The 25,969-nt window shown below is 71.8% G+C and carries 19 protein-coding genes and 3 pseudogenes; 9 read left to right on the forward strand and 13 right to left on the reverse strand.

Annotated elements, in window-relative coordinates; genetic code table 11:
* Positions 1-5 precede the first annotated feature (5 nt).
* The 4 genes from ER308_RS01610 to ER308_RS01625 form a co-directional block, all read right to left on the reverse strand.
* Entirely contained in the window at positions 6-731 is a 726-nt protein-coding gene (locus ER308_RS01610; protein WP_131153392.1) for a GAF and ANTAR domain-containing protein, read from the reverse strand.
* Positions 732-759: 28 nt separating this feature from the next.
* The gene (locus tag ER308_RS01615; protein ID WP_131153393.1) at positions 760-2,193 is read right to left on the reverse strand and encodes a sodium/glutamate symporter; all 1,434 of its coding nucleotides are present in this window, start codon (positions 2,191-2,193) and stop codon (positions 760-762) included.
* 12 nt (positions 2,194-2,205) lie between these two features.
* Positions 2,206-3,792, reverse strand: coding sequence for a sodium:solute symporter family transporter (locus tag ER308_RS01620; RefSeq protein WP_131153394.1), 1,587 nt, complete (start codon positions 3,790-3,792; stop codon positions 2,206-2,208).
* A 180-nt stretch (positions 3,793-3,972) separates the two neighbouring features.
* Positions 3,973-5,592 carry a glycosyltransferase gene (locus ER308_RS01625; protein ID WP_131153395.1) on the reverse strand — a complete coding sequence of 540 codons (1,620 nt, stop codon included), beginning with the start codon at positions 5,590-5,592 and terminating at the stop codon, positions 3,973-3,975.
* A 241-nt stretch (positions 5,593-5,833) separates the two neighbouring features.
* Here ER308_RS01625 and ER308_RS01630 point away from each other — a divergent pair, with 241 nt between their 5' ends.
* A complete protein-coding gene (locus ER308_RS01630) occupies positions 5,834-7,246 on the forward strand; it encodes a GAF domain-containing protein (protein ID WP_165491732.1) in 1,413 nt (470 codons plus the stop codon).
* On the opposite strand, the gene ER308_RS01635 is transcribed toward ER308_RS01630, so the two are convergent.
* Entirely contained in the window at positions 7,247-8,383 is a 1,137-nt protein-coding gene (locus ER308_RS01635; protein WP_131153397.1) for a glutathione-independent formaldehyde dehydrogenase, read from the reverse strand.
* Between the two features lie 126 nt (positions 8,384-8,509).
* Here ER308_RS01635 and ER308_RS01640 point away from each other — a divergent pair.
* A pseudogene (locus ER308_RS01640) lies at positions 8,510-9,522 on the forward strand (SDR family oxidoreductase).
* Positions 9,523-9,553: 31 nt separating this feature from the next.
* Here ER308_RS01640 and ER308_RS01645 read toward each other — a convergent pair.
* The 4 genes from ER308_RS01645 to ER308_RS01660 all read right to left on the reverse strand — a co-directional run bounded on the left by ER308_RS01645 (position 9,554) and on the right by ER308_RS01660 (position 14,705).
* Positions 9,554-11,335 carry a thiamine pyrophosphate-requiring protein gene (locus ER308_RS01645; protein ID WP_131153398.1) on the reverse strand — a complete coding sequence of 594 codons (1,782 nt, stop codon included), beginning with the start codon at positions 11,333-11,335 and terminating at the stop codon, positions 9,554-9,556.
* A gap of 83 nt (positions 11,336-11,418) precedes the next feature.
* On the reverse strand, positions 11,419-12,816 hold the full coding sequence (locus tag ER308_RS01650; protein ID WP_131153399.1) for a hypothetical protein: 1,398 nt from the start codon (positions 12,814-12,816) through the stop codon (positions 11,419-11,421).
* Positions 12,817-13,698, reverse strand: coding sequence for an alpha/beta fold hydrolase (locus ER308_RS01655; protein ID WP_131153400.1), 882 nt, complete (start codon positions 13,696-13,698; stop codon positions 12,817-12,819).
* Positions 13,695-14,705 (reverse strand): SDR family NAD(P)-dependent oxidoreductase, encoded by a 1,011-nt coding sequence (locus ER308_RS01660; RefSeq protein WP_205745835.1) that lies wholly within the window; start codon positions 14,703-14,705, stop codon positions 13,695-13,697. The genes ER308_RS01655 and ER308_RS01660 overlap by 4 nt, the downstream gene beginning before the upstream one ends.
* A gap of 107 nt (positions 14,706-14,812) precedes the next feature.
* On the opposite strand from ER308_RS01660, the gene ER308_RS01665 reads away from it, so the two are divergent.
* Positions 14,813-16,438 carry a hypothetical protein gene (locus ER308_RS01665; RefSeq protein WP_131153401.1) on the forward strand — a complete coding sequence of 542 codons (1,626 nt, stop codon included), beginning with the start codon at positions 14,813-14,815 and terminating at the stop codon, positions 16,436-16,438.
* Positions 16,439-16,821: 383 nt separating this feature from the next.
* Here ER308_RS01665 and ER308_RS01670 read toward each other — a convergent pair whose 3' ends face one another.
* From ER308_RS01670 to ER308_RS01680, 3 genes are all read right to left on the reverse strand, one after another.
* Positions 16,822-18,015, reverse strand: a complete 1,194-nt coding sequence (locus tag ER308_RS01670; protein WP_131153402.1) for a helix-turn-helix domain-containing protein — start codon at positions 18,013-18,015, stop codon at positions 16,822-16,824.
* Between the two features lie 89 nt (positions 18,016-18,104).
* Complete coding sequence (locus ER308_RS01675) at positions 18,105-19,361, reverse strand: Glu/Leu/Phe/Val family dehydrogenase (RefSeq protein ID WP_131153403.1); 1,257 nt, start codon at positions 19,359-19,361, stop codon at positions 18,105-18,107.
* A 201-nt stretch (positions 19,362-19,562) separates the two neighbouring features.
* Positions 19,563-20,390, reverse strand: a complete 828-nt coding sequence (locus tag ER308_RS01680; protein WP_131153404.1) for a M50 family metallopeptidase — start codon at positions 20,388-20,390, stop codon at positions 19,563-19,565.
* Positions 20,391-20,592: 202 nt separating this feature from the next.
* Between ER308_RS01680 and ER308_RS01685 the strand changes: the two genes are divergently transcribed.
* The 3 genes from ER308_RS01685 to ER308_RS01695 all read left to right on the forward strand — a co-directional run bounded on the left by ER308_RS01685 (position 20,593) and on the right by ER308_RS01695 (position 23,258).
* Complete coding sequence (locus ER308_RS01685) at positions 20,593-21,006, forward strand: TIGR03668 family PPOX class F420-dependent oxidoreductase (RefSeq protein WP_131153405.1); 414 nt, start codon at positions 20,593-20,595, stop codon at positions 21,004-21,006.
* A 66-nt stretch (positions 21,007-21,072) separates the two neighbouring features.
* Positions 21,073-21,936, forward strand: a complete 864-nt coding sequence (locus tag ER308_RS01690) for an LLM class flavin-dependent oxidoreductase (RefSeq protein ID WP_131153406.1) — start codon at positions 21,073-21,075, stop codon at positions 21,934-21,936.
* Positions 21,937-22,076: 140 nt separating this feature from the next.
* Positions 22,077-23,258 (forward strand): MFS transporter, encoded by a 1,182-nt coding sequence (locus ER308_RS01695; RefSeq protein WP_131153407.1) that lies wholly within the window; start codon positions 22,077-22,079, stop codon positions 23,256-23,258.
* 69 nt (positions 23,259-23,327) lie between these two features.
* Here the strand turns inward: ER308_RS01695 and ER308_RS01700 are convergent, their stop codons facing one another.
* On the reverse strand, positions 23,328-24,233 hold the full coding sequence (locus ER308_RS01700) for a sigma-70 family RNA polymerase sigma factor (protein ID WP_131153408.1): 906 nt from the start codon (positions 24,231-24,233) through the stop codon (positions 23,328-23,330).
* Between the two features lie 112 nt (positions 24,234-24,345).
* Between ER308_RS01700 and ER308_RS01705 the strand changes: the two genes are divergently transcribed.
* The 3 genes and pseudogenes from ER308_RS01705 to ER308_RS23000 form a co-directional block, all read left to right on the forward strand.
* Positions 24,346-25,203 (forward strand): SDR family oxidoreductase, encoded by an 858-nt coding sequence (locus ER308_RS01705; RefSeq protein ID WP_131153409.1) that lies wholly within the window; start codon positions 24,346-24,348, stop codon positions 25,201-25,203.
* Positions 25,204-25,293: 90 nt separating this feature from the next.
* Positions 25,294-25,530: pseudogene (locus ER308_RS22995) on the forward strand (helix-turn-helix transcriptional regulator); the annotation flags it as partial.
* Positions 25,526-25,591, forward strand: a pseudogene (locus ER308_RS23000) (VOC family protein); the annotation flags it as partial. The pseudogenes ER308_RS22995 and ER308_RS23000, both read left to right, overlap by 5 nt.
* Positions 25,592-25,969: the final 378 nt, after the last annotated feature.

Genomic DNA, 25,969 nt, shown 5'->3' on the forward strand with positions numbered 1-25,969 from the left:
TCCGGCTAGAGGTGTGGCAGGGCGCCGGCCTCGACCCGACCCGAGACCACACGGTCGGCGGCCTCCTGCAGGAGGGTGTCGTGCTCCCGCGCGTAGCGCCGTAGCCGGTCGAACGCCTGCGCCAGGGGCACGCCGAGCTGGGTGGCCACCTCCCTCTGGGCCTGCTCCACCACCTCGCGACCCTCGAGCACGCGGGCGAGGCTCGACCGACGCTCCTGGGCGGATCGCGCCGTGCGCTCGGTGAGCAGTGCGATCGCCGCGATCCGGGCGAGGCCGTCGACGATCGCCTCGACGTCGGCGCCGAAGCTGCCCGGCACCTCGCGCAGGACGGTGAGCGTGCCCACCGAGACGCCGCGGCGCTGGATCGGCGCGACGAGCAAGCTGCGGCACCGCGCCTCGACCGCCTTTTCCACGAACTCGGGCCATTCGTCGTAGCTGTCGGACAGGTCGCTCGCGATGACCGTGGACCGTGCGTGGTAGGCCGCGCGGGAGGGGCCGTACGCCCCCTGCGCCTCGAACAGCTCCAGACAGCGCACGTCCCGGGAGGTCGCGGCGGCCAGGGAGAACTCGTCGTGCTGCTCGTCGAGCGCCAGGACGCCGGCCGCGGTGCTCCCGGAGAGCTCCGCGGCGCGCGCCGACAACACGTACAGCACCTCGAGCAGGTCGAAGTCCTCGGCGACGAGGTCGGTGAGCTCCACCATCGCGTGCACGACGCGGTCCGGTTCGGTCATGATCTCTCCTCGTGGGGACGGTGACGCCTCACCCGTCCTCGGTGGCCTGCAGGGGCTGTTGACGTCCGAAGTAGCCGATCCCGACGACCAGGGCCACGACGAGCAGCACGAACATCGCCGCGAAGAGGGGCCACGGCCCGAAGGCGCCGATGAGCGGCACCGACAGCGCGGTGACGAGGCCCCCTCCGAGCAACGGCTCGAAGCCGAGCTGCTTGTACCCGAAGGACTCCAGTGCCGGCGTCGTGTTCTCCGGGTCGACGATGCGCAGCAGGATCAGGCCCGTCGCGGTGACCCCCATGGACTGCCCGAAGTCGGTGAGGCCCCGCTCGTACGGGTAGATCGGGATCATCCGCGGCGCGAGGAACCAGAAGGCGAGCACGTTCCACGCGAGCCCCACGGCCGCCAGCGCGAGGAACGAGGCGAGGTGCTCGCCGATCACGTCGAGCGAGAGGGTGGCCAGCGCCGCGACGATCAGCACGTCGAGCGAGATCCCCTGGATGCGCATCATCATGGCGCGGTCCACGAGCGCGCGGTCGTCGAAGCGGTCGATGAGCAACTGCACGAGCGCGCCGCCGACCATCGCCAGGGGGAACAGCGGGACGTGCTCGATGACCTCGACGTCCTGCGCGCCCCACGTGGCGTCCTCCAGCGCCTGCAGCCCCTCCAGCAGGACGACGCCGACGAGGATCGCCACGGCCACGAATGCGAAGTGGATGGTCAGCGGCTCGATCGACGAGGGCCGCACCGTCATGGTCGCGGCCGCTCCGCGCTCGAAGCGGCCGAAGATGCCCCGCTGCTCGTCGGCCGAGTGTTGCGTCGCCGCGTCGAGGATCTCGGTCCGGCCGGTGCGGGCGCCGATGTTGACGAGCGCCACCCCCAGCAGGATCCCTCCCACGATGCCGACGGTGGCCATGCCGAGCGTCAGGTCGGCACCCTCGGGGAAGCCCACGGCGTCGAACGTGCCGCTGAGGCCGGCGGCGGTCCCGTGTCCGCCCTCGAAGCCGATCTCGATCATGGCCCCGGCCACCGGGTTGATCCCGAACATCGGCGTGAGCACGAGGGCGGTGAGCGCGATCCCGAGGACGTACTGGCCCGCGCCCATCGTGAGGCCGAGCGACAGCTGCGGCCCGCCTCGCTCCCAGATGGTCCGTGGGCTCGGGATGCGGTGGCCGAGGAACAGGGTTGCGAACACGACCGTGATCAACAGCTCGGGCAGCGTCTCCCACACCTCGAGGGTCGTCTCCCCGAACACCCCGTCCGCCAGGGCGGCCTCCTCACCGAACACCGCCCCCACCGCCGCGCCGAGCACGTCCGGGCCGAGCACCAGTGCGAGGAAGCCTGCGAGGATCGAGGCGGGCAGGAACAGGCGCTGCGCCACGCCCCACCACGCGCGGAGCAGTTTCCCGAGCAGGACGATCCCGCCGATGAGCACGATCGCGAGGCCGACGGCGTCGGGGGTCATCTCCGGGACCTCCTAGATGAGCGGCAGCACGGCAGCGAGCGTGATGATCACGAGCCCTGCGGACAGGTAGCGGTAGTTCGCATACCACGGCTTGTCTTGGAGCTCGCGGGTCTCGCGTTGCCAGGTCTCACGCGTCCACGTCACTTCGGCGACCTGCTCCCGCGAAGGCGCCTCGGTCGCCAGCGACAGGCCGATGTACAGACCGATGCTGAGCAGGACCATCAGTCCCGTGCCGTAGAGGAACTGCAGCTCGAAGAGCTCCAGGACCTCGCCGGACAGGAACCCGAGAATCCCGATCGGGCAACCGATCACGAACGTCCAGAACGCCCCCTGACGGGTGCCGCGGGGCCAGAAGAGGCCGCCCAGCAGCACGATCACCAGCGGCATCGTCACGTAGCCCAGGAAGGACTGGAAGTACTCGACGATGCCCCCGAACGTGGTGATCACCGGCGCCCAGGCGGCGGCCAGCACCATGAACACGCCCACGAGGATCCGGCCGATCAGCAGCAGTTGCCGCTCCGTGAACTGGCGTCGGCGGGTCTTGATGAAGTCGTTGACGACCAGGCTCGACGCCCCGTTCAGCACCGAGTCGAGGGTCGACATGATCGCGGCGAGCAAGGCGGCGACGATCAGGCCGCGGATCCCGACGGGCAGAAACTCGAAGATCAGGGCCGGCCAGACCATGTCGCCGTCCGGCACGTCGTCGTACACGCCACGGGCGAGCACGCCGGGGAAGATGAGCAGGACCAGCAGAGGCAGCTGCATGAGCCCCGCGAACAGGGCACCCCAGCGGCCGTGGTCGAGGCTCTTCGCCGCGAGCACCTTCTGGACGATGATGTGATTGGAGATCCACACGTAGAAGCCCAGCCAGACCGCGCCGGTGAAGATCCCCGGCCAGGGCAGGAACTCGTCGTCGGCCGGCGGGGCCAGCGTCCAGCCGCCCTCGGGTGCCAGCGCCGGCAGCGCGCTCCAGTCGAAGCCGAACTCCGCGAACACCGACAGGAAGATCGCCCCGCCCGCGCCGAACAGCAGCACCCCCTGCAGTGTGTCGGTGATCATCACGGCCTGGAGCCCGCCGAGGATCACGTAGATCCCGCCGATCAGGGCGATCGTGACGATGTGCAGCATGAGCGGCTGATCGGGGAAGAGCAGCTGGAGCACCAGCGCGCCGGCGAACATCGCCCCGGCACTGTCGATGAACATCCCCGTGAACACGGTGAAGCCGCTGAAGGCGTACCGGGAACGGCGGTCGTAGCGCAGCTCCAGGAACTCCGGCACCGTCGACACCCTGGATTGGATGTAGAAGGGCAGGACGAACAGGGCGAAGCCCACGAGCACGAGCGTGGCCAGCCACTCGTAGTTCCAGACGGCGATGCCCTCGTCGTAGCCCGCGCCGGCGAGGCCGAGGTACTGGGTGCCGGAGAACTGCGAGGCGATCAGGCCGAACCCGACGAGCGGCCAGATCATGCCGCGGCCGGCGAGGAAGAAGCCCTCCGAGTCCTGCTTGCGTCGACCGACGTACCAGCCGAGCGCGAGCACGAACACCACGTACGCGGCCATCACCGCGATGTCGAGCGCTGCGAGATCGAAGTCCGGCATCGTAAATCCCTCCGCGGCGTGAGCTCCACGCGTCTCGCTCGGTTCGGACGGAGCCACCACGTACCCACTCGGTGTGGCTCAACGCCCGCCGGCAGGGGGGATCAGCTGTCGTTCCGTCGGACAGGTCCCGCGCGAGGGAACGACGCGGTCCCCGGCGATGGCGCCAGCCGTGCGCGACGGCTACGAGCGGTTGCCCGGCGGGCCGGCCAGCAGACGGTCGACGACGTCCACGAGCGAGTCGGACCGCTCGACCGCGGCGCCGACCTCCTCCCCCGGCGTGCGGTCGCTCGCGCAGAGCAGGCCGCGGGCGGCCGTCGCGACCGCCGCGCGCAGCGGCGCCGCCCGGTCGCTGACGACCGCACAATCGGCCGGGTCCGCCTGCAAGCGCTGGGCGAGCACCTGCAGGAGCCCCGGACGAGGCGGCCGGCAACGGCAGCCGTCCGTCGGACCGTGCGGGCAGACCGCCCGGGCATCCACGCCACCCAGGCTCCGCTCGAGGGCGGCATTACCCGCATCCACTTCCGTCGCCGATACCGTCCCGGTGGCGACGCCCTCCTCCACCGCGAAGACGCCGACCCGCACACCGGCGTCCCGGAGGCTCTGTACAGCGGGCGCGTGCGGGGATCCACCCGCCCGCTCGCTCGAGCCGGTCTCGGACGGCGCGGCTTCCTCGGTCGAGTCCAGGACCGCTCGGTCGATCAGGACCGCCGCGGGCGGTGGGGGTTGCCACCGGGTGGCGCCGCGCGCTGTCCGCCTCCCGTGGAGCCACCACCGCGTCGCCGAGAGCGGCTGCACCGGGGTCGTCAGTAGGATCCCGAGCACCTCCCGCGGGGTCCGCGGCCCTGGCGCCAGCCGGACGAGCGCCAGGCGGGTCGTGCTCGCGGCCCAGGCCGCCGCGCCCACGACCGCCACGCGCCCCGAGCGTCGCCGATCAACGCCCATCGACCGACGAACGGCCTCCGCGGCCGCCGCGACGCAGGTCACGCTCGCCAGCGCGCCGGTCAACACCTGCCACGGCATCCCGGTCGCGCGCGGGCCGTCGCGTGGCCGTGCCCCCGGTCCGTGCAAGCACCGCAACAGGACATCGGACGCGCGGTCACGCTCCGCCACCGCCGGCCAGGAGGAACCGGGGGGAGGTTCACGTCGTACCACCCGATCGCCTTGGCGTACCCGACCGAACGCCGCCGCCCGCAGGTCGAGCTCGAGATGCGCGTGGTCGAGGGTCGCGAAACGCTCGTCGAGCCCACCGGTCGCCGCGAGGACGTCACGACGGTACGCCGCGTCGGTGGCTGCCCACGGCGCGCGGGCGCGGTCGACGAACCGCCGCTCGCGCTCCGTCGGACGCCTCCCGGACGGTGGTTCGACCTCGACCCGGCCGTGGACGGCCACGACCGGGTCGCCGGGCCCGCGCACGGCGCCACGGTTGGGGGCGTCCCCGGCCTCCTGCTCGGCCGCGTGCAGGTCCTCGGCGAGCGCCTCGAGCCAACCGGGCGCGGGCCGGGCGTCCTCGCCGAGGAAGGCGACCCAGGGGGTCGTCGCCGCCCGCCAACCCACGTTGCGCGCACCCACGGGATTGCCGCCCGGGCAGCGAAGGACCTCGAGACGGGACGCCAATGGCCCGGTGATCCCCGCATCCGGGAGCAGCGGGGAGGAGCTGTCCGAAGCCGAGGGTGTGGGCCGCGCATCGACCACCAGCACCCGCTCGAGCACCACTCCCCAGGGCAGCTGCGCGACGAGCGCACGCGCGGCGTCGCAGTCGACCGCCGAGGCGACGAGCGTGACCCGCGATGGTGACGTCATGGCCCCTTTGGCCCTCACATCTGGCACCCGGCGAGCTACGATTGCGACGTGCCCCGACGCGGCCGGACCAAACACCCGGGCCAGGGGGCTCGACACCGGCGCACGATGTGCATTGTAGGGCCGTGTGGCACCGCGTACGCTCCAGTGAGGCCGGGCCACCGCCACCGCGGATCCGCCCCGAGCCTTGGGCGCGCCGGCGATGCAGGTGCAGGGGGACTCGCCAGCGCTGCGAGGGGGATTCGTGTCGACCGAAAACGCTTCGACGTCGCGGCGGACCGACCAGCACGACGTCGCCGATCCGGCCGGACAGCTCGAGCGATTACGTCGTGAACAGGCTCGGGGCACGCAGGTCGAGCGCCAGCGCGAGCAAGTCCTCGCCGCCGAGACTGCCGCCGGCCGGCACAGCGAACAATCGCACTCGGCACTCAGCCGACTTCAACGCCTGACGGCAGCACTCGCGCGAACCGTGACCCTGGACGAGGTCATCGAGACGATGGCCACCACCGTCAGGGACGAGCTCGACGCGGCCATGATGGCGGTCTGGCTGGTCGACGAGGACGAAGGTGCTCTGCGGTTGGCCCGGCAGGTCGGCGGCGACCCGATGGTGGCGCACGGAACCACCGGCCCGGCCGATCCACGCTGGCCCGTTGCCTGGGTGTCGCGGCATCATCGACCGATCGCCTGGCGCGATGCGACCGAGCGGGACCAGCGCTTCCGGTCGCTGAGGGGCACGGACCTCACCCACGAGGCTCACCTGGTCGCCCCGCTCGCCGCCGAGGGGGACGACCTCGGCGCAGTGGTGCTCGGCTTCGAGCAGTCCTGCGACCTCGACGACGAACAGCACGACCTCGCCTGCGCAACGGCCCGCCAGTGCGCCCGGGCTCTGTGGCGGGCACGGCTGCACGAGCGCCTCCGGATCGAGTGCGAGGAGGCCAGGTTCCGGGCCGGCGTCGGCGAGGTGCTGACCGCCTCACTCGATCTCGACGAGACCCTGCGGCGGGCCGCGGAGATGGCCGGCCCGTCACTGGGGGAGGGCTGTGTCATCGCGCTGCTCGACGAGCAGGGCACCCTCCGTCCGGAGGTCAGTGCCCACCGCGACCCGACGACGCGCGCCCTCCTCGAACAGCTCGTGACGCACCATCAGGAGATCCGCAACACCTACGTCACCAAGGTCGCCGAGACCGGTGAACCACTCGTGCTGTCGTGGATCGCCGACGTACTCGAGGACGAGGATCGAGCAGGCCCACAAGACGCCGAGCACCGCGCCGTGCTGGATGCCTTCGGTGCCACCTCCACCATCGTCGTGCCGCTGCGTGCCGGGGACGAGGTGCTCGGCGTCCTCGCGGTCGTCGCCACCAGCGAGGAGCGCCGGGTCGACCGGCGCAACCTGCCGTTGCTCCAGAGCATCGCGACCCAAGCCGCAGTGGCGATCCGCAACGCTCGGGTGCACCGCGAGGCCTGCGAACTCAGCGAGCAGCTGCAGCGGGCCCTGGAGTCGCGCCTGGTCATCGAACGGGTCAAGGGCCTCTTGGCGGAACGTCACGGCATCGACGCCGACGAGGCCTTCCAGCGGCTGCGCAGGGAGGCCCGCAGCAACCACCAGCGGATCCACGACGCTGCGCGCGCGGTGCTCGAGGGTCGAGCCGACCTCTAGTCAGGGCTGGAGCACCACCTTGCTGTAGCCCTCCTCGCGCTGGTCGAACCGGTGGTAGGCGTCGGGTGCCTCGTCCAGCGGCAGCTGCTTGGAGACCACGAAGCTGGGCCGGGCGCGGCCGGCGATGATGAGATCGCGCAGCTCTCGGTTGTAGTTCTTGCTGTTGGCCTGGCCGGTGCCCATGCGCAGCCCCTTCTCGAAGAACCGCCCCATCTCGAGCAAGAGACGCCCGTGCTTGGCCTCGTCCGACGGCGCCCCCGGGTCCGACGAGAGGTACAGGCCGACCGTCCCGATCAGGCCGGTGTGCCGAACGGTGCCCACGAGCTGGTTCAGCACGACGGCCGGCTGTTCCTCGTTGCTGTCGGACACGGTCGCCTGGTAGCCGACCGCGTCGATGCCCTTGTCGCTGCCGAGCCCGTCGGTCTGGTCAACGATGTACTCGACGGGGTCGACCTCGGCGAAGTTCACCGGGATCGCCCCGATCTGCTGCTCCGCCAACTCGAGCCGGTTGGCCACCTTGTCGACGACGAAGACCCGCTCGGCGCCGCGCAGCTGCGCGGAGTAGGCGGCCATGAGGCCGACGGGGCCGGCGCCGTAGACCGCGACGGTGTCGCCCGGCTTGACCTCGGCCATCTCGGTCGCGTGGTAGCCGGTCGGGAAGATGTCGGCCAGCATCGCGAAGTCGGCCTCGTGGTCGTCGCCGGGCGGGAGCTTGAGCGCGTTGAAGTCCGCGAACGGCACGCGCAGGTACTCGGCCTGTCCCCCCGGATAGGGCCCCATGCCCACGTACCCGTAGGCGCCCCCGGCGTAGCCCGGGTTCACGGTGAGACAAAAGGCGGTCTGCCGGGCTTCGCAGTTCTCGCAGAACCCGCACGCCACGTTGAACGGCAGGACGACGCGATCGCCCTTCCGCAGCGACGCGACCCCCGACCCCACCTCCTCGACGACGCCCATGTTCTCGTGGCCGAACACGATGCCGGGCTCGGCGTCGGTGCGGCCCTCGTACATGTGCAGGTCGGAGCCGCAGATCGCCGTGGAGGTGATGCGCACCACCACGTCGGTCGACGCCTCGATGCGGGCGTCCTCGACCTCCTCGACGGCGACCTCGAACGGCTCCTGATAGACGACGGCCTTCATCGGCTCCCCCTCTCTCGCGGCGACACCATGTCGGACCCCGTGTGTGCCCACGTGCGGCACGACCACACGTCCCCCAGGGGGCCGTCGCCCGCGTTTGCGGGCCGGTGTGGCGGGTAGGGCGCCGGCATGACACCTGCCGGGCCTCACCGAACACCGAGGGTCGCGGTCGTGACGGGTGCCAGCGCGGGGGTCGGGCGGGCCGTCGCCCGCGAGCTGGCTCGGCGGGGGATCGGGTGGCCCTGCTGGCGCGGGGACGCGCCGGACTCGAGGCCGCGCGGCGGGAGGTCGAGGCCGCGGGCGCGCCCGAAGCCGTCGCCGTGGCCACCGACGTCAGCGATGCCGAGGCCGTGGAGGCCGCCGCGAGCACCGTGGACGAGGAGCTGGGCCCGGTCGACGTGTGGGTGAACAACGCGATGGCGTCGGTGTTCGCACCGGTGTCCCGCATCGACGCCGACGAGATCCGTCGTGTCACGGAGGTGACCTACCTGGGGTACGTCAACGGCACACTCGCGGCCCTCGAGCGGATGCGGGCGCGTGACCGGGGCACGCTCGTGTTCGTCGGCTCCTCGCTGGCCCTCCGCGGGATCCCGGGTCAAGCCGCCTACTGCGGGGCGAAGCACGCGATCGAGGGCTTCAGGGATTCGCTGCGCGCCGAGCTGCGCGCCGAGAACAGCAACGTGGCGCTCACCACCGTGAACCTCCCGGCGGTGAACACGCCCCAGTTCTCCTGGGTGCGAAACCGCCTCCCGCGACACCCGCAACCGATGCCGCCCATCTTCCAGCCGGAGGTCGCGGCGCGGGCCGTCGCGTGGGCGGCCGACCACGCCCCGCGGGAACTCGACGTGGGACTGCCCACCCTGCTGGTGCGCTGGGCGAACCGCCTCGCCCCCGCGCTGCTCGACCGCTACCTCGGCGCGACCGGCCTCGACGACCAACAGACGGACGAGCCGGTGGGTGAGCGACCCGACAACCTCGACGTGCCGCTCGACGACGACGTCGACTTCGGCGCCCGGGGTAGGTTCGGTGAGCGGGCCCACGATCGCTCGGGCCAGCTCTGGGTGGCGACGCACAAGCCCGGGCTGTCGGTGGCCGGCGCCGCGCTCGCGGCCGCAGCGGCCGTGCTCGCGCGACGCCGCTGACGGCACGCCGCGGCCCCTGTGTCGGGCAGTGTCAACCCCGCTGCAGGAACTCCTGCGCCTTGCCCTCGAAGGCGTGCTTGATCATGTCCGCGGCGTTGGGATCCTGCTTGAGGACCGCGCGCATCATCGCCTTGGCGTCGTCGAGCTCCACGTGTGGCGGCAGCGGGGGTATCTCGGGATCCACGACCGCATCGATGACCACCGGCCGGTCCGCCCCCAGGGCGCGCCGCCAGGCGTCGGCGACATCATCCGGCCGGTCGATGCGGATCCCGTCCAGCCCAACCAACCGCGCGTACTCCGCGTAGTTCATGTCCGGCAGGACCTGGGTCTCCTCGAACTTGGGCACGCCCTCCATGGCGCGCATCTCCCAGGTGACCTGGTTGAGGTCGCTGTTGTTGAGGACCAGCACGACCAGTCGCGGGTCCGACCACTGCTGCCAGTACTTCGCGACCGTCAGCAGCTCCGCGTTGCCGTTCATCTGCATCGCTCCGTCACCGACCAGCGCGATCGCGGGGCGGTCCGGATGGCAGAACTTGGCGGCGACCGCGTACGGCATCGCCGAACCCATCGTCGCCAAAGTGCCCGACAGCGAGCCGCGCATCCCTTCGCGGAACTTGAGGTCGCGGGCGTACCAGTTCGCCGCGGACCCCGAGTCGGCGGTCACGATGGCGTTGCCCGGCAGCTGGGGGGACAACTCCCAGAACACCCGCTGCGGGTTCAGCGGATGGGCGTCCTGCATCGCGCGCGCCTCGACGATGTCCCACCAGCGTGCGACGCCGTCCTCGATCTCCTGCCTCCAGGAACGGTCCTCCTTGCGCTCGAGGAGCGGCAGCAGCTCGGCCAGCGTGCTCTGCGCGTCGCCGATGAGATTGACCTCCATCGGGTAGCGGAGACCGATCATCCGCCCGTCGATGTCGATCTGGATCCCGCGTGCCTGGCCGAACTCCGGGAGGAACTGGGTGTACGGGAGGCTGGAGCCGATCATCAGGAAGGTGTCGCAGCCCATCATCATGTCGTAGCTGGGCTTGGTGCCCAGCAGGCCGATCGCCCCCGTGACGAACGGCAGCTCGTCGGACAGGACGTCCTTGCCCAACAGCGCTTTCGCGACGCCGGCGCCCAGCCGGTCGGCGACCTCGACGACCTCCGCGGCGGCCCCCCGCGCGCCCTGGCCGATCAGGATCCCCACGCGCTCGCCCTCGTTGAGGATCCGCGCCGCGCGCTGCACCTCGGAGGGCTCGGGCAGGACGCGTGACCGGGACCAGCCGAGGCTGCCCGGCACCATCTTGAACTCGTGTGTCGGCGGCTGATACTCCATCTCCTGCACGTCCGCGGGCACGACCAGCACCGCGACGGTGCGCTCGCTCAGGGCGACCCGGAAGGCCCGATCGAGCACCGCGGGGATCTGCTCCGACGTCCCGACCATCTGGAGGTACCCCGCGACGTCCTTGAAGAGCGAGAGGAGGTCCACCTCCTGCTGGTAGTCACCACCGAGCGCGCTCATGTTGGTCTGGCCGACGATGGCGACGACGGGCTGGTGGTCGAGCTTGGCGTCGTAGAGCCCGTTGAGGAGGTGGATGGCCCCGGGACCGGAGGTCGCCATGCAGACGCCTGCCTGCCCGGTCCACTTCGCGTGGGCGGTCGCCATGAACGCCGACATCTCCTCGTGTCGGGTCTGGACGAACATCGGGTCGTTGCCGCGGCGCTGCAGCGCGCCCAGCAGCGCGTTGAAGCCGTCCCCGGGGTAGCTGTAGACGCGCTCGACCCCCCACTGCGATAGACGCTCGAGGATCCTGTCGCTCACGTTCTCGGCCACCGGTTGCCTCCTTGCGGGCTGGGTTGACGCGGGCTACCCGGTGCTCACGCGAACAAACGCGTCTGCCGGCCGGGTGGGCGGGCTCACGCCGGCGTCGCGGACAACCAGTCGACCGCGTAACGGTGCCCGTGGCTCTCGAGGAACGTCTCGAGGTCGTGCAGCGACAGCGGCGCCGGCCACGGGTAGCGACTGGCAACCTCGCGCAGGAGCGCATCGTCGTACTTCGCGTAGTGAGGGAAGTCGAGCGGGTACTCGTCGAGATCGACCCCGAGGGTGGTCCCGTGCTGGCGGGCACGGTCGAGCACGGCGCGCCACTGCTCCTTGGAAGGCAGTCCAACGGCCTCGACCCCGTGCTGGAAGAGCATCAGGTAGAGCTCGTCGAACGGCTCGTCGACGCTGTCGAGGTAGCGATGCAGCGTCGTGAGCGAGGGCTGCATGTTGAACTTCATCCAGAAGGGCACCGAGCCGGTGCGCAACCCCCAGTAGGGCTCATTCACGATGAAGCTCGACACGAGCAGCCGGTTCGCGGGGATGCGTCGCTGCCGATACCACCACCGGTGGAGGTCGGCGACCATCGGGCTCGGGTCGTCGGGCTCCTCGAAGACCAGCCGCTTGACCCGGTAGCCGTGCTCGTCGGCGAAGCGCTCGATGTCGTCCCTCAGGGCCGGCTCGAAGCCCCACTCGGCCTCCGGGCTCCTCCCGTCGGGTTGGGGACCGTCCCACCGGCGCACGGGCGAGTCGTAGCGCTCGAGGTACTCGGCGACGCGCTCACTGCCCTCGTGGAACTCCTCCTCGGTGGCCCCGCCCAGGGCGCCGTGCTGGAAGACGTACCGCTCCCCGAGGCGGGTGGTGCCCCAGGTCCGGGTGCACTCGGGGACGATGATCGTGCCGCCCGGCTCGAGGCGCTCGCGCAGGAACCGTTCGTAGCCCGGACCGAGCGTTCGACGCTTCACACGGAAGTAGGTGAGGGCGCGGACCATCAGGCGGTCCTGGTTCGCGTCGTGCATGTGGTGCAACTGCCAGTCGGGCAGTGCCTCCATCATCCGGTGGCCGTAGCGGCGGGCCTTCTCCATCGCCGCCGTCGGGTCGTCGGGGTGGACCCTCTGGCGCACCGGCACGAGCAGGGTCTGTGGTAGCCAGGGGATGCCCATGGCGGCGTAGAGATTGACGAGCGCGCCGCACGACGAGCCCACGGCCACTGCCGGATAGGGTCCCGGCGGGTACTCCTCCGCCAGCCAATCGGCCGCGGCCTCCATGTCGAGCCGGTGCACCCGCCGCGGGCTGATCGTCTCCGCGGCCCCGCTCACCACGAAGCCCTTCTCCCGCACGCGGGAGGGCAGCAGGTTGGCCCGCCGCGCCGCCGGCTTCAGGGAAGGGGGGTTGCCGAGCGCTGGGAACGGCTCACCGCGCAGTGCGTGCGCGGTGGCCTGCGCCATCGCAGTGGCCGAGTCGAAGTTCGCGACGAAGTTGGGCGGCGGCATCTACGCGGCTCCTCGTCTCGGGGGCCGTCGGTCGGCTGGTTGCTCTCGTGCCGGGCGGCTGTCGACGAAGTGCTCGATGACCCGGGCGAAGGCCAGCGGGTGCTCGTGGCTGAGGGCGTGCACGGCGCCCGGCAGGACCGCCAGCCGCCCGTCGGGAGCACGGGCGGCGAGTTCCTCCACCCAGCCGCGGGTGATGAGCGGATCTCGGGTGCCCCAGCAGGTCAGCACGGGCGCGTCGACCTGTGGCAAGCGGTCCTCGATGCGATCCGCGAGCGCGAACGCGAAGGTCCTCAGCGCCCGACGGGGGCCGCAACGGGCGTAGTCCCCGAGCTGGATCGCCCGCATCCGGCCGGACTGGGTCGCCTGTTCGAGCTGCCAGCGGGGCACTTGCTGACGCCAGGTTCGGCGATCCGCCTGCACGGTCGGTGAGCCCAGCACCAAACGGGCACAGCGGGCGGGATAGCGCTCGGCGAGCGCCGCGGCGACCTGCGAACCGAGGGAGACGCCGACCAGCACCGCCGCAGGGACCCCGATCGTGCCCATCCAGTCGGCGAGCAGGTCGGCGTGCCCGTCGATGTCGAGATCGCGAGACGGGGGCTCGCTGTGGCCGAAGCCGGCCCAATCCGGCGCCCACACGGGCCTGTCCCTCGCGAGCCGTCCCGCGACCGGCTGGCACATGCGGCTCGCCACGCCGAGCCCGTGCAGCACCACCGCGGGGGTTCGCTGGGCACCGGTCGGCCCGGGCCAGCAACGGGTGTGGATCGCGAGGCCGTGCACTCGTTCCCATCGCCGGTGCTCCGGCAGGGACGGCGACCCGCCCGGTCCGACCCCGGCCGGATCGGCGGTGTCCGTGTCCGCTCGCGCGACCGTGACGGCGCTCATGCCCGCCGCACCGCCCACACGGCGAGTGCTGCGGACGCGACGACGCCGGCGACGACGGACCCCCGGATTCGGATTCCTCCGCCTCGAGTCGAGGCCGCACGCCGGCTCTCGACGCCAACCTGCTGCGAGCCTCGACTCCAGCCACCGCTCACCGTCGTCGCCCCGGTGGACTCGACGAGATTCCCCGGGGAGGCCCGTGCCGGCGAGGTGCCGAAGTGGTCCTTCGCGACCTGCCTTGCGGCCACCCGCTCCACCAGGCTTGGCGCCAACCGGTTCGCGACCAGCGCCGGCGCGGTCGAGGCGCCGACGATGGCCTCGTGCCGGGGTCGGGCCGCACACGCCACGATCGTGGCGGCGGCGCGCTGGGCCGACGCCACCGGGGTGACCGGCTCGACCTCCCGGCCCGTGTAGTTGCCCGCGTGGTGGAACAGGGGGGTATCGACCGGCCCGGGCAGCACCGTGCACACGTCGATGCCGGGCACGTCGCCGACCTCCTGTCGCGCGCAGTCCGAGAGCGCCCGCACGGCGTGCTTGCTGGTGACGTAGGCGCTCTGATACGGCGACCCGACCCTGGAGAGCACCGAGCCGACGTTGACGATCACGCCCTCGCCCTGCTCTCGCATCCACGGCAGCGCGCCACGAACCCCGTGGTAGGCGCCGAACAGGTTGGTCTGCACCACGCGGTGCCACAGTTCGACGGGAGCCTCCTCGATGGGCGCGAAGAGGTTCACGGACGCGTTGTTGATCCAGACGTCGATCCGGCCGTACGTGCCTGCCGTCCGGCGCGCCACGTCGTCGACGGCGTCCGCGTCGGTGACGTCGGCGGGCAGCGCGATCGCCTCCGCTCCCCGTTCCCGGCACGCCTGCGCCACCTCGTCCAGGGCGTCCTCGCGCCGGGCGGTCACGACGACCGCGGCGCCGCGATCCGCCAACTCGAGCGCGGTCGCCCGGCCGATCCCGCTCGAGGCCCCGGTGACGACCGCGACCCGGTCCTGCAGCGCACCCATCGGCACGTCCTTCCCCTCGAGGGCGCCACACGCATACCCAGTGGGCGGCGCGATATGCGGGTCCACCGATCCGTTTCGACCCCGACGAGGTGGGCAGGCCCTCGCTGATGCCCGCCGTGTCGACCCGTGACGAGTCGCTCCAGTCGGCCGAGGTGAAACGCCGTCCGCGGGCGGCATGGCTGCTCGTACCCGCACTGCTGGCGGCTACGGTCGCGCTGCTCCCCGGGCTGCCGGCGTGGCCGGGAGTGGTGCACCTGGTCGCCCTCCCGCCGCTGGACGTCTTCGCCGACCTGCGGGCGCTCCTGTCGTGGGCGCCGTCCCACCCCTGGGCATGGTTCGGGATCGCGGCGTCCATAGCAGGACGCACGGCGCTCCTCGCGGCCCTGCTGCCCGGGCCCTGGCGCGCGCGGCTCCCGTTCGCCGCCGCCTTCTACGGGACCGCGGCTCCCTTCGCGCTGCTGGCCGCACAGCTCAACTTCGTCGCGCATGCCGCGCTCTACTCCCGCCTGCTGTGGGCGGCGACGACGCTCACCGGCCTCGTCGCGGTCGTCCTCGCCCCGTCCCCATGGACCGGGCAGCCGACGCTTCGCAGGGCACTGGCGACGAGCGTCCGCGGTGGCCTGAGACTCGGCCCGCTCGCCGTCTACGCCCTCGCCCTCGTGACGATCGGCACCCTCGCCGACCGCAGCTCACCGAGTGGCGTCGCGATGCTCGTCCTCGCCTCCGCGCTGCTGACGGCCGCAACCGCGACCTGGCTGTCGCGGCCTCCCGAACCACGGGCGATCCCCGCCCTCGTCCTCGCGGCCGGGGCCCTCGCACTCCTCCTCGTCGTCGTCAGCCGCGGGGAGGACGCGGTCGAAGCCGACGCCCGACCGGGCTCGCTGCTCATGATGTCGGGGATCAACTCAGCGTCGGGAGACGGCGCCGCATTCGAGACCGACCCCAGGGCGCTCGGGTTCACCTGCGAGCAGACCTACTACTACTCCTACGCCGGCACGGGCGAGGGACAGCCGCGTGGCGACGCGGTTTGTCCCATCCGCACCGGGGCGCCCTACGAGCAGGGCCACACGCAGCGCGCCTTCAACGAGCAAGTACAGCTCCTGGCGGCTCAGGCCGCGGATCTCGACGAGCCCTTGACGATCGCGGCGCACTCGCAAGCGGCGTGGGTGGCCTGGGCGGCTGCCGCCGAAGGCGCGCTCCCCCGCGACAGCCGTTTGCTCCTCGTCGGCCCCTTCCCGGACAACCCCGTCGGCTGGCCGCAGCCGAGTGCGGACGGCAGCGGACGTGTCGGCGGCGACGGCTTCCGAATGCTGGCCCCGCTTGCCGAGGCGGTGGACTTCCACTTCGACGTCGACGCCCCGCTCTCGCGCGAGCTGCTGGGAAGGCCGCGGTCGGCGGCGGGCATCCTCGCCGATCCGCTGCCCGAGGGGACACGGGCGCTCAGCCTGACGGCCACCAGCGACCTCGGCCTCATGCCCCAGGGCTGGCGGATAGAGGGCGCGGAGGACGCCTGCCCGCTTCGCGAGGCCCACCCCTACCTGCCGTTGACGCCCGGGCTGCATCGCGCCGCCAACGCCTTCCTGGACGGGCGGTCACAGCCACCGTGCCCGTCGTGGCGGCGACAGCTGGTGCACCTCTCCCGCCCCTGGGGCGTACCGCCACACGATTCCGCGACCACTAGCGCACCGCCGCTCGCTCGGATACCTCGCGAGGAATTCTCAAGTCGTCTGTAACGATCGGGCCTCGCCGAACATGTACGGGTGGTAGGTCGTCACACCGACCTTCCCGCCGGCGGGCCGGTGCGGGTCGAGTTCGTGGGGGGCTCGACCCGCACCCTCCGCCGCGCCGCGGAACCCCGCCGCATCGTCCTACGAGGAGCAGATCGACGCGATCCTCGACGGGCGCATCAAGGGCCTCATGCTGATCTGCTCCAACCCGATGGTGTCGCTACCGGACACGGACAAGACCCGCCGCGCGCTCGAGATGCTCGAGTAATGCGCCGAGCCCGCCGGACGATCCCAGCGAACGTGGGCATCTACGTCCTCGTCATCATCAGCCTGCAGATCTTCCTGCTCATGGTCGCGCTCGAGGCGCTGAACCCGCGAACTCGCCGCGTTCAGGGCCGGGGGTGCAGGCTCCAGTGCACCTGGGTGGACGTGCTGCTCGGATTCGCCCAGCCGGTGACCGCCGCCTCGGCCGCCACCAGCGCGTCACCCTCGTGCAGCGTCTCGGTGCGCCCCTCGAGGTGGAGATCGAGCACGCCCCGGACGACGGTGACGACCTCGATGCTCTTGACCGCGAACGGCGACCGGCCGCCGGTCACACCGGGGGCGAGCTCCAACAGCCACAGCTCCCCCGCCGCGGGATCGTCGACGAGGCACTCGCCGGTGAGCCCGTCCTGCATGCCCACCCGCTCCCGGCCGCTGCGCCGGGCGACCCGGTAGCCGCGGTCCTGGGGTTGTGTGGTGGGGCCGAACGGCACCCCGAGCACCTCCCAGAGGCCCATGAGCGTGTCACCCGATGGCCCTCGGACCCCACGCTCGATCTGGGAGAGCGCCGAGGGCGTGATGCCGACGCGCCGGGCGAGTTCGGCCTGGGGCATGCCCAGTGCGAGCCGTTGGTCACGGATCACCGTGCCCAACCGTTCCCGGGTGCTGGTCGGCGCCTCCGTCGCCTGCAGGTCCCGGTCGGCCACACGGGCGCGCACGCTGCGCCCCACGATGCTGGCTTTTCGCCCGTCCGCCTTGCGGACCGTGACCTGCAGATCCCCGTCGGTGGCCGCGAGCTCGAGGACCACCTGGGTGATCTCGCCGAGCCGTCGCAGGAACGCGGGCCGGTGCCGATCCCAGTCCACCGGCCACACCGCGAGGCTGCGCTGACGGTAGAGCCGGGGGCAGGCCGACAGGAAGAGCTCCAGGGCCGCGTCACTACCCCACGCGTCCTGCACGGCGGACAACCGGTCGAACACGAAGGCCGCGCCGCTGCCCACGTCGGCCTCGACCGCACGCAGGGACGCGAGCGCGTCCTCGAACGTCGCATCCTCGTCGAGGGCGCGCGCGAGCGGTGAGGGCGTCCCGTCGTGCACGGGCGACCAGTCGAGCACGGTGACGCCTTCGGGCACCTCGTCCTTCCACGGCTCCGCAGCGTTGACGATCACGAGCGGGAGTTGCCCCCGGGCGGCGCTCACGAACCGGTCCACCAGCAACGCGAGCGGCGTGCCCGCCTCCCCCTGGAAGACCAGGTTGTCACCGATGCGCACACCATCGATCAGCTCGTCGACGAGCGCGGTTCCACTGGTCGGCTGCTCCACACGCGGACCCTTCGTCGCGACGGCCGCTCACGGCCACGCTCATGGTACGTGAGATGCCGCGCGGCGGGTCAGGACACGAGTGCGGCGGATCAGGACACGAGTGCGGCAGGGCGCTGCCCCGCACGTTCGATCACGGCGTCGGCGATGCGTCCGAGGCCCAGGACCGTGGCGGCGGTCCGCAGCGGTAGGCCCCGCTCGTCCGCGACCGCCCAAAGGGCCTCCGCGGCCTCGGCCATGCGCTGTTCGAGCCGTGTGGCGACGGTGTCGGCGCTCCAGCGCTCCCCGTAGAGGTTCTGTTGCCACTCGAAGCAGGAGACCGTGACGCCCCCGGCGCTCGCGAGGACGTCGGGCACCACGACGACGCCCCGATCGGCGAGCACCTCGTCGGCGGACACGGTGCAGGGACCGTTGGCGGCTTCGACGATCAGCCGGGCACGGATCTCCTCCGCGATCGTCTCGTCGATCGCCGCCTCCAACGCCGCCGGGACAACGATCTCGCAGTCCAGTCCGAGCAGATCCCGGTCGGAGACCCGCTCCGCGGGATAGGCGGTGACCGACCCGTGCTCATCCTTCGCCGCGCAGACCGCCGCCACGTCGAGCCCGTTCGGATCGTGCAGACCGCCACGGCTGTCCGACAGCCCCACCACGCGGAGGCCGTCCGCCGCGAGCATGCGGGCGAGGTGCGACCCGGCGTTGCCGAAGCCCTGGATCACCACGCGCGCATCGGCGGGAAGCCCCAGCCGCGCGGCGCTGCTCAACAGCACGGTGCGGCAGCCGGCCGCGGTCGCCGAGTCCCGCCCCAACGAGCCGCCGGCAGCGATCGACTTGCCCGTCACCACCGCCGGGTTGGGACGGCCGGTTACCGCCGCGTACTCCTCGGCGATCCAGTCCATGTGCCGCTCACCGGTCCCGACGTCCGGGGCGGGCACGTCGAGGTCGGCACCGATGTTCGCCGCGATCCCCCGCGTGTAGCTGCGGGTGAGCGACTCGAGCTCGGTCTCGCTGAGCTGCTTCGGATCGACCGTGACGCCCCCCTTCCCGCCGCCGAGCGGTAGATCGAGCACCGCGGTCTTGATGCTCATCAACGTGGCCAGCCCGGCGACCTCTTCGGGCGTCACGTCGGGATGGAAGCGCGTCCCGCCCTTCGCCGGACCACGGGCCGTCGAATGAGCCACGCGGTACCCCGGGACGAGGCGGATCTCGCCGTCGTCCCCGCGGTAGGGCACCTGGACGGCGATCGACCGCTCCGGTTGGTGCAGGACCTCTCGGATCCAATCGTCGAGGCCGAGCTCGGCCACGGCCACGTCGATGCTGGCCAGCGCGAACTGGTGTAGATCGGTGGTCACGCCCGGGCCTCCCTCTCGAAGGATCTCGATGACCGAGCCCGGCGACCGGACGACAGCAAGAACGGCGCGGAGCCCCCGCGTCCCGCAGGCTCGGTGACGCGCCGTTGCGTCATGGCAAGCCTAGCAATAAAGCCTTGCTTCATGCACGCGCCGACTTCCCCAAAGGGGGAACCGCAAGCCGCGGGGCGCGCCTCGAAGCGCTCAGGTCAGCCCCGGAAGGGGCGCCAAGAGCAGCCACACTGCCCACACGCTCAACCCTGCGCCCAGGACGAACTGGACGAGTTGGACCATCCGTGCGGGAAGCCGCAGGTGGCCGGCGACCGCGCGCGCGTCATCGCCTCGTTGGAGGGGGTGACCGAGCGCCCGCCAGTTGTCGTGCGTGGTCCGGACCGCGATCGCCGCGAGCACCGCGACGACGATCCCGGCCGCCCATGCCTCGGCGGCCTCGGTCATCGCGGCGACCGCCAGGCCACCGGTGCCGACGGCGACCAACAGTGACCACGGGCTCCGCGCCAGCAGGGTGACGACGAGCCCGGCGATCGCGAACAGCCACAGCACGGCGTCCGGTCCGACCAGGTCGAACAGGCGCGCACCGATGGCACTGACGGTCGCTGCTGCGGGGAGCCCGGCGAACGCCACCGCGGCCAGTGCGAGGCGCCGCATCAGTCCCGCGCGCCCCACCCACCGCGCCCTCGCGTGCCCCGAGGCGTCGTGTCGCAGCACGATGCCGGCCGGGCGTGCGCCGAGAGCGGCGGCGACGAGGGTGTGGCCGAGCTCGTGCAGCAACGTGACGAGCTGGCGCACGGCCCGGCCGACGGGATGGGCGAACGCGGCCGCCAATCCGAGGGCGAGCCCGCCGACCCTCATCGGCCACGGCAACTCCCCACCGTCGTGCGGCATCACGGGGCCGGTTCCGAACAACCCGACGGCGCGATCCACCAACGCGAGGAGCCGATCACCCTCCCCGGCCAGCACCAGGGCGCCGGCGATCACCACGGCGAGCGCGACCACTCGAACCACGAGCCACATGCCGCCAGTATCGAGCCTGTCCCACTCGCGGGCCCGGGTCCGAGCGGTCCGGTCCCACCCGCGAAGCCGGGACCGAGCGGCCGATGGCTGCCCGAGGGGTACGGGTCGGGGGCACCGGGTACGACGCGGGAGCAACGGATACGACCCGGGGTGACAACGCGCACGACCCGGGGGACATTGACCGGCTGCATAGGCTGTCCCAGTGGACGAACGCGACGCGCGCGCCCGTTTCGCCGACAGCCGGATCGCGCGCTTGGCGACCGTGCGCCCCGACGGCGCGCCACACGTGGTCCCGGTGGTGTTCGCGGTCGATGGCGATGCGGTCTACACGGCAGTGGACCGCAAGCCCAAGCGGCACCAGCGGCTGCAGCGACTGGCGAACCTCTGGCACGAGCCACGGTGCTCGCTGCTCGTCGACCATTACGGCGAGGACTGGAGCGATCTGTGGTGGGTCCGGGCCGACGGGCACGCCGCGATCGTCGACGAACCCCAGCCGGAGCACGACGGACTGCAGCACCTGGTCGGCAAGTACCCCCACTACCGGGACGCGCCCCCGAACGGCCCACTCATCGTGGTCGACATCACACGATGGGCGTCCTGGGCCGCAGGGGGCTGACGAGGCTGAACAGGGCTGGTCGGGCGAGTGACGGAAGTCCGGCGGCCATCGATGAAGGAGAGTGTCATGGACGTCGGGATCGGGATCCCCAACAGCATTCCCGGGACGCCGGGCGGTCGGATGCTGGAGTGGGCACGGCGTGCGGAGGCCGCGGGCTTCTCGACGCTGGCCACGATCGGCGCGGTGGAATTCCCCACCTACGAGGAGCTCACCGCCCTGGCCGCGGCAGGCGCGGTCACCGAGCGAATCGGGCTGCTCACCAACGTGCTGATCGCGCCGCCGCGCAGCTCCGCCGAGCTCGCCAAGCAGGCCGCGACCGTCGACCAGCTGAGCGGTGGGCGCCTGACGCTCGGCCTCGGCGTGGGATGGCGCGCGACGGACTACCAGCTCACCGGCCGCGACTTCGAAACGCGCGGACAGCGCTTCGACGCGCAGCTCCACGAGCTGCTGGCCGCCTGGCGCGGAGAGCCGCTCGTCGAGGGCAGCCGACCCATCACGCCGCAGCCCACGCGCCCCGAGGGGGTCCCGCTGCTCATCGGGGGCAACACCGACGCGGCGATCCGCCGGGCAGCGGAGGTCGGCATCGGCTGGACCGCGGGTGGGCTCCCCCCGGACACGGCCAAGGAGTGGGCCGACCGGGTCCGCACCGCCTGGCACGAGGCTGGCCGAAGCGGCGAGCCGCGTCTCGTCGCCCTGGTGTACTTCGGCCTCGGTGATGTGGGCCAGCGGGCCCGCGACTACGCGCTCGACTACTACGGGCCCATGGGCACCGAGGTGGCGAACATGATCGCCGACAGCATCCTGCGCGACCCCGAGAGCGTCGCCCAGACGGTGGGTGCGTTCGCCGACGCGGGTTTCGACGAGCTCATCCTCGACCCGACCGTCGCCGACGTCGATCAGGTCGATCTCCTGGCCGACGCGACGCGTTGATCAACCGCCGGTGAGCTCGCGGGGTGCTGTCGACCGGGCGCGGCGGGCGTTCAGCGGGCGGGAGGGTCAGCACGTCTCTTTGACAGCGACTCGCACCAGGGGTACGAAGCCGAGATGCGCTGCCACCCCGCGTCGCGCTGATGCGCGGCATCCGTACCCAGTACGTCCTCGCGTACGCCGTGATCGGGTCGATCGGCCCGTTCCTGCCGATCTACCTCAGCCGCGAGCAGGGCCTCTCCGACCCGCAGATCGGGTTCGTCGTGGGGTTGAGCGGCTTCGCGATCATCGTGGCGCCGATCTTCCTGACCCGTTTCGCGGACCTGGGGGTGCCCACCCGCCGGCTGCTCGCCGGGAGCTTCGCGATCGGGGGCGCGGCCCTGTGGGGGATGTCGCACTCGACCGGCTTCGCGCTCGTCGCCCTGCTGTTCGGGCTCCACAGCCTCGCCTACCAACCGATCATGTCGGTCCAGGACGGCCTCTTCTTCCAAGGCCGCGCCGCCGGCTTGAGTGGTGACACCCCGTTCCACCGGGTGCGGGTGTGGGGCACGGTCGGGTTCATCATTCCGAGCCTCGCGCTGTACTTCCTGGTGGAGCGCGCCGGCTCGACGCAGGCGATCATCGTCGCCGCCGTGCTGGCCTGCGCACTCGGGGTCGCGAACACGTGGCGGCTGCCGCCGATCACGGGAGTCGCTGCGACGAGCCCGGTCGGGCGGCCGGTCGCGACACGGGCGGCGATCCGCGCGCTCATGGCCAAACGGATCCGTTGGTTCGTGCTCGCGATGCTGCTCGCGAACATCTCGAACGGGCTGTGGTTCACGTTCTACCCGCTGTGGCTGACCGACTCGGTCGGCATCGGCGAGGAGTGGGCCGGCATCGTGTTCAACGTCGGCGTCGTGGTCGAGATCGGCTGGATGCTCGCGTTCGGCGCGCTGCTCGGGCTCGTCGGGTTCCGCCGCCTCGTGGTCCTGGGCATGGCGGCGCAGGTCGTGCGACTGCTGCTGCTCGCGTTCGTGCCGACCGTGGGGATCGCGCTCGGCACGCAGCTCGTGCACGGCCTCGTCATCGTCACCGTCGCGGTCGCACCGCAGATCTACCTCGACCGCCGCGCCAGCGACGAGTTCCGCGCGAGCATGCAGGGCGTGTACGCCACCGCCGTGCTCGGCGGCGGGCGGATGACCGGCAGCCTGCTCGCGGGGCAGCTCGCGGGGTACGGCGACATCGCGTTGTTCGGCACCGGGGCGCTCCTGGCGCTCCTGAGCGCGATCCTGCTGCTCACGACCGAGTCGGCGATGCCCGCCGAGCGACCGGAGTCCCGGGAATAGGCAACGGTGTCCATGCCCGGCGATCACCGCAGCACCTCGCCCGCGCGGCCGGTAGGACGGGCTGCTCCATCACCGAGCGGTGCCCGGTGACCACGACCGCCCCGGGGCAGCGATCCTCGGGACGCGTTCAGGGTCCGAGATCGCGACGATCTCGACGATCCTGCCCCCGGCGACGGTGAAGCCCATCACCGCAACGGGCCGCTCCCCGACGGTGATGACAGCTCCCGCGGCGCCGTTTACCAAGGCCGGTCGCACCACCGCGGCGGGGGTGGCACCCCGCAGCGCCTGGCGCGCGACCGCCGCCGCGCCGCGGAACACCCCCGACGCCTGGGGCGCCCCGACACCGGCGTCAGCGCGCAGCACGACCTCGGGGTCGAGCACCGCGACGAGCGCGTCGACGTCGCCACCGCGGGCGGCCCGGAAGAACGCGTCGACGACCTCCCGTTGCCGTCCGAGATCGGGGTCGGGGGTCGCTGGCCCGGCGTCCCGAACCCGTCTGCGGGCCCTGCTGGCCAACTGTCTCGCGGCCGCGGGAGACCGACCGACCAGCGGAGCGATGTCCTGGTAGGGCAACTTGAACATGTCATGGAGCACGAAGGCGACCCGCTCCGCCGGGGAGAGGGCATCGAGCACGACGAGCAACGCGAGACCCACCGAGTCCGCCAAGAGCGCCTCCTCGTCGGGCGGCGGCTCGTCCCCGGGCCCGACGACGGGGTCGGGGACGTCCGCGTCGAGGGAGGCCTCCCGTCGCGCGTTGCGGGACCGCAACACGTTCAGGCACACGCGCGCGACGATCGTGGTCAACCACCCGCCGAGGTTGTCGATGTCGTTCGCGCCGGCCCGGCTGGCGCGCAGCCACGTGTCCTGCACGGCGTCGTCGGCCTCGGCCAACGACCCGAGCATCCGGTAGGCCACCGCCCGCAGATGGGGCCGCTGCTTCTCGAACCGGTCGGCGAGCCAGTCGTGGTCGCTCATCAGTCACATCCTCGCGCTGCCAGGGGTCATAGTAAGTGACCCGCCCAACACCCCCGATGTGACATTGGAGGAACCGATGCACGATAAGGAACCGATGCACGATAAGGAACCGATGCACGATGGCCCGAGCGACCGGGTGCGTCCCGTTCTGGTCACTGGCGGTACGGGGACCCTGGGCCGTCACGTCGTCGCGCGGTTGCGCGCCCGGGGCCACGAAGTACGCGTGCTTAGCCGTCAAGGCCGCACCGGCCGTACCGACCTCGACCGAGGCGGAGCGGGCCTCGAGGTTGTCAGGGGCGACCTGGCCACCGGCGAGGGCATCGATGCCGCGGTGGCCGGCACCGGGGTCATCGTGCACTGCGCGGGCAGCGCCAAGGGCGACGAGGAGAAGGCGCGGCATCTGGTGCGGGCCGCGGTAGGGGCAGGCGCTCAGCACCTGGTGTTCATCTCGGTCGTCGGGGCGGACCGTATCCCCGCCACCGCCGGCCTCGACCGGGCGATGTTCGGGTACTACGCATCGCAGCTCGCCGCCGAGCGGGTGGTGGCCGACTCGGGACTGCCCTGGACGACGCTGCGCGCCAGCCAGTTCCACGACCTGATCCTCGCGACCGTCCGCCAGATGAGCCGGCTACCGGCCATCCCGGTGCCGTCCGGGTTCCGGTTCCAACCGGTCGAGGCCGGCGAGGTGGCCGGTCGGCTCACCGACCTGGCGCTCGCGCCCCCGGCCGGACACGTGCCCGACATGGCCGGTCCACAGATCCACGAGCTGGGAGATCTGGCCCGCGGCTACCTACGGGCTCACCGTACACGGCGCCCGATCGTGCCGGTGCGCATTCCGGGACGGGCCGCCCGCGCCTTTCGAGACGGGGCCAACCTCGCCCCGGACCGGGCGGTCGGCGAGCTGACCTGGGAGGCCTTCCTGGCCGCACGGCACCGCGAGTCCAGCGACCCCGCCCTGCGCACCCCGTAGCGGCGCGGGGGCCCGGGCGAGGACTGGGCAAACGCCACGGCGACATGGCAGGCTCGCGCTCGGACCCGCACACGCGCCGCCGCGCAGTACCTGCGCGAACTCGCGCGACTGCGGCGCCGCCGCGACCGGATCGACCGGGAGTACGCGCAGCCGCTCGACGTCGAGGCCCTCGCCCGCGGCGTGCACATGTCGGCCGGGCACCTCAGCCGCCAATTCCGGCGCGCCTACGGGGAGTCTCCCTGCGCCTATCTGATGACGCGGCGCATCGAGCGTGCGATGGCGCTGCTGCGACGGGGCGACCTCAGCGTCACCGAGGTGTGCGGTGCAGACCGGCGACGCCGAGATCGTCCAGGAGCCGGTCGATCAGCCGTGGGGCGCGCGCGACTGAGCCCTCCGGGATCCCGCGGGCAACATGATCCGCATCCGGCAGCGACGCTGAGCCGCCGAATGGGACCCACCCGCTCGAGGCGCTTGCTGACTCCTCCTCGCCCCCAGGACGAGCTGCTTGCGGCGCAGGCGCGGACGGCGACCGTTCGTCGCGACGGAGAGACGTCCGCCCAACGGGGGTATTGCTGAGCGTGGACAGCCCCGTACGGATGGTCATGTTGGAATGAGTGTTCGATGTGGTCACAGTGATGTGGTCACAGTGATGTGGTCACAGTGATGTGGTCACAGTGATGTGGTCACAGTAAAGACATGTCGTGCATGTCGGCACGGAGGATAGTGATGTCCGATTATCCGCGAGAGACAGGCTCAAGGACCGGCC

Source organism: Egibacter rhizosphaerae (assembly GCF_004322855.1).
GTDB classification, from domain to species: domain Bacteria; phylum Actinomycetota; class Nitriliruptoria; order Euzebyales; family Egibacteraceae; genus Egibacter; species Egibacter rhizosphaerae.

Coding starts and splice junctions, on each gene's coding strand:
- ER308_RS01695 (WP_131153407.1), top strand. CDS start 22,077: ATGCGCGGCATCCGTACCCAGTACGTCCTCGCGTACGCCGTGATCGGG.
- ER308_RS01635 (WP_131153397.1), bottom strand. CDS start 8,383: ATGAAGGCCGTCGTCTATCAGGAGCCGTTCGAGGTCGCCGTCGAGGAG.
- ER308_RS01615 (WP_131153393.1), bottom strand. CDS start 2,193: ATGACCCCCGACGCCGTCGGCCTCGCGATCGTGCTCATCGGCGGGATC.
- ER308_RS01625 (WP_131153395.1), bottom strand. CDS start 5,592: ATGACGTCACCATCGCGGGTCACGCTCGTCGCCTCGGCGGTCGACTGC.
- ER308_RS01680 (WP_131153404.1), bottom strand. CDS start 20,390: ATGTGGCTCGTGGTTCGAGTGGTCGCGCTCGCCGTGGTGATCGCCGGC.
- ER308_RS01650 (WP_131153399.1), bottom strand. CDS start 12,816: ATGCCGCCGCCCAACTTCGTCGCGAACTTCGACTCGGCCACTGCGATG.
- ER308_RS01620 (WP_131153394.1), bottom strand. CDS start 3,792: ATGCCGGACTTCGATCTCGCAGCGCTCGACATCGCGGTGATGGCCGCG.
- ER308_RS01610 (WP_131153392.1), bottom strand. CDS start 731: ATGACCGAACCGGACCGCGTCGTGCACGCGATGGTGGAGCTCACCGAC.
- ER308_RS01660 (WP_205745835.1), bottom strand. CDS start 14,705: ATGGGTGCGCTGCAGGACCGGGTCGCGGTCGTCACCGGGGCCTCGAGC.
- ER308_RS01705 (WP_131153409.1), top strand. CDS start 24,346: ATGCACGATGGCCCGAGCGACCGGGTGCGTCCCGTTCTGGTCACTGGC.
- ER308_RS01690 (WP_131153406.1), top strand. CDS start 21,073: ATGGACGTCGGGATCGGGATCCCCAACAGCATTCCCGGGACGCCGGGC.
- ER308_RS01665 (WP_131153401.1), top strand. CDS start 14,813: ATGCCCGCCGTGTCGACCCGTGACGAGTCGCTCCAGTCGGCCGAGGTG.
- ER308_RS01655 (WP_131153400.1), bottom strand. CDS start 13,698: ATGAGCGCCGTCACGGTCGCGCGAGCGGACACGGACACCGCCGATCCG.
- ER308_RS01700 (WP_131153408.1), bottom strand. CDS start 24,233: ATGAGCGACCACGACTGGCTCGCCGACCGGTTCGAGAAGCAGCGGCCC.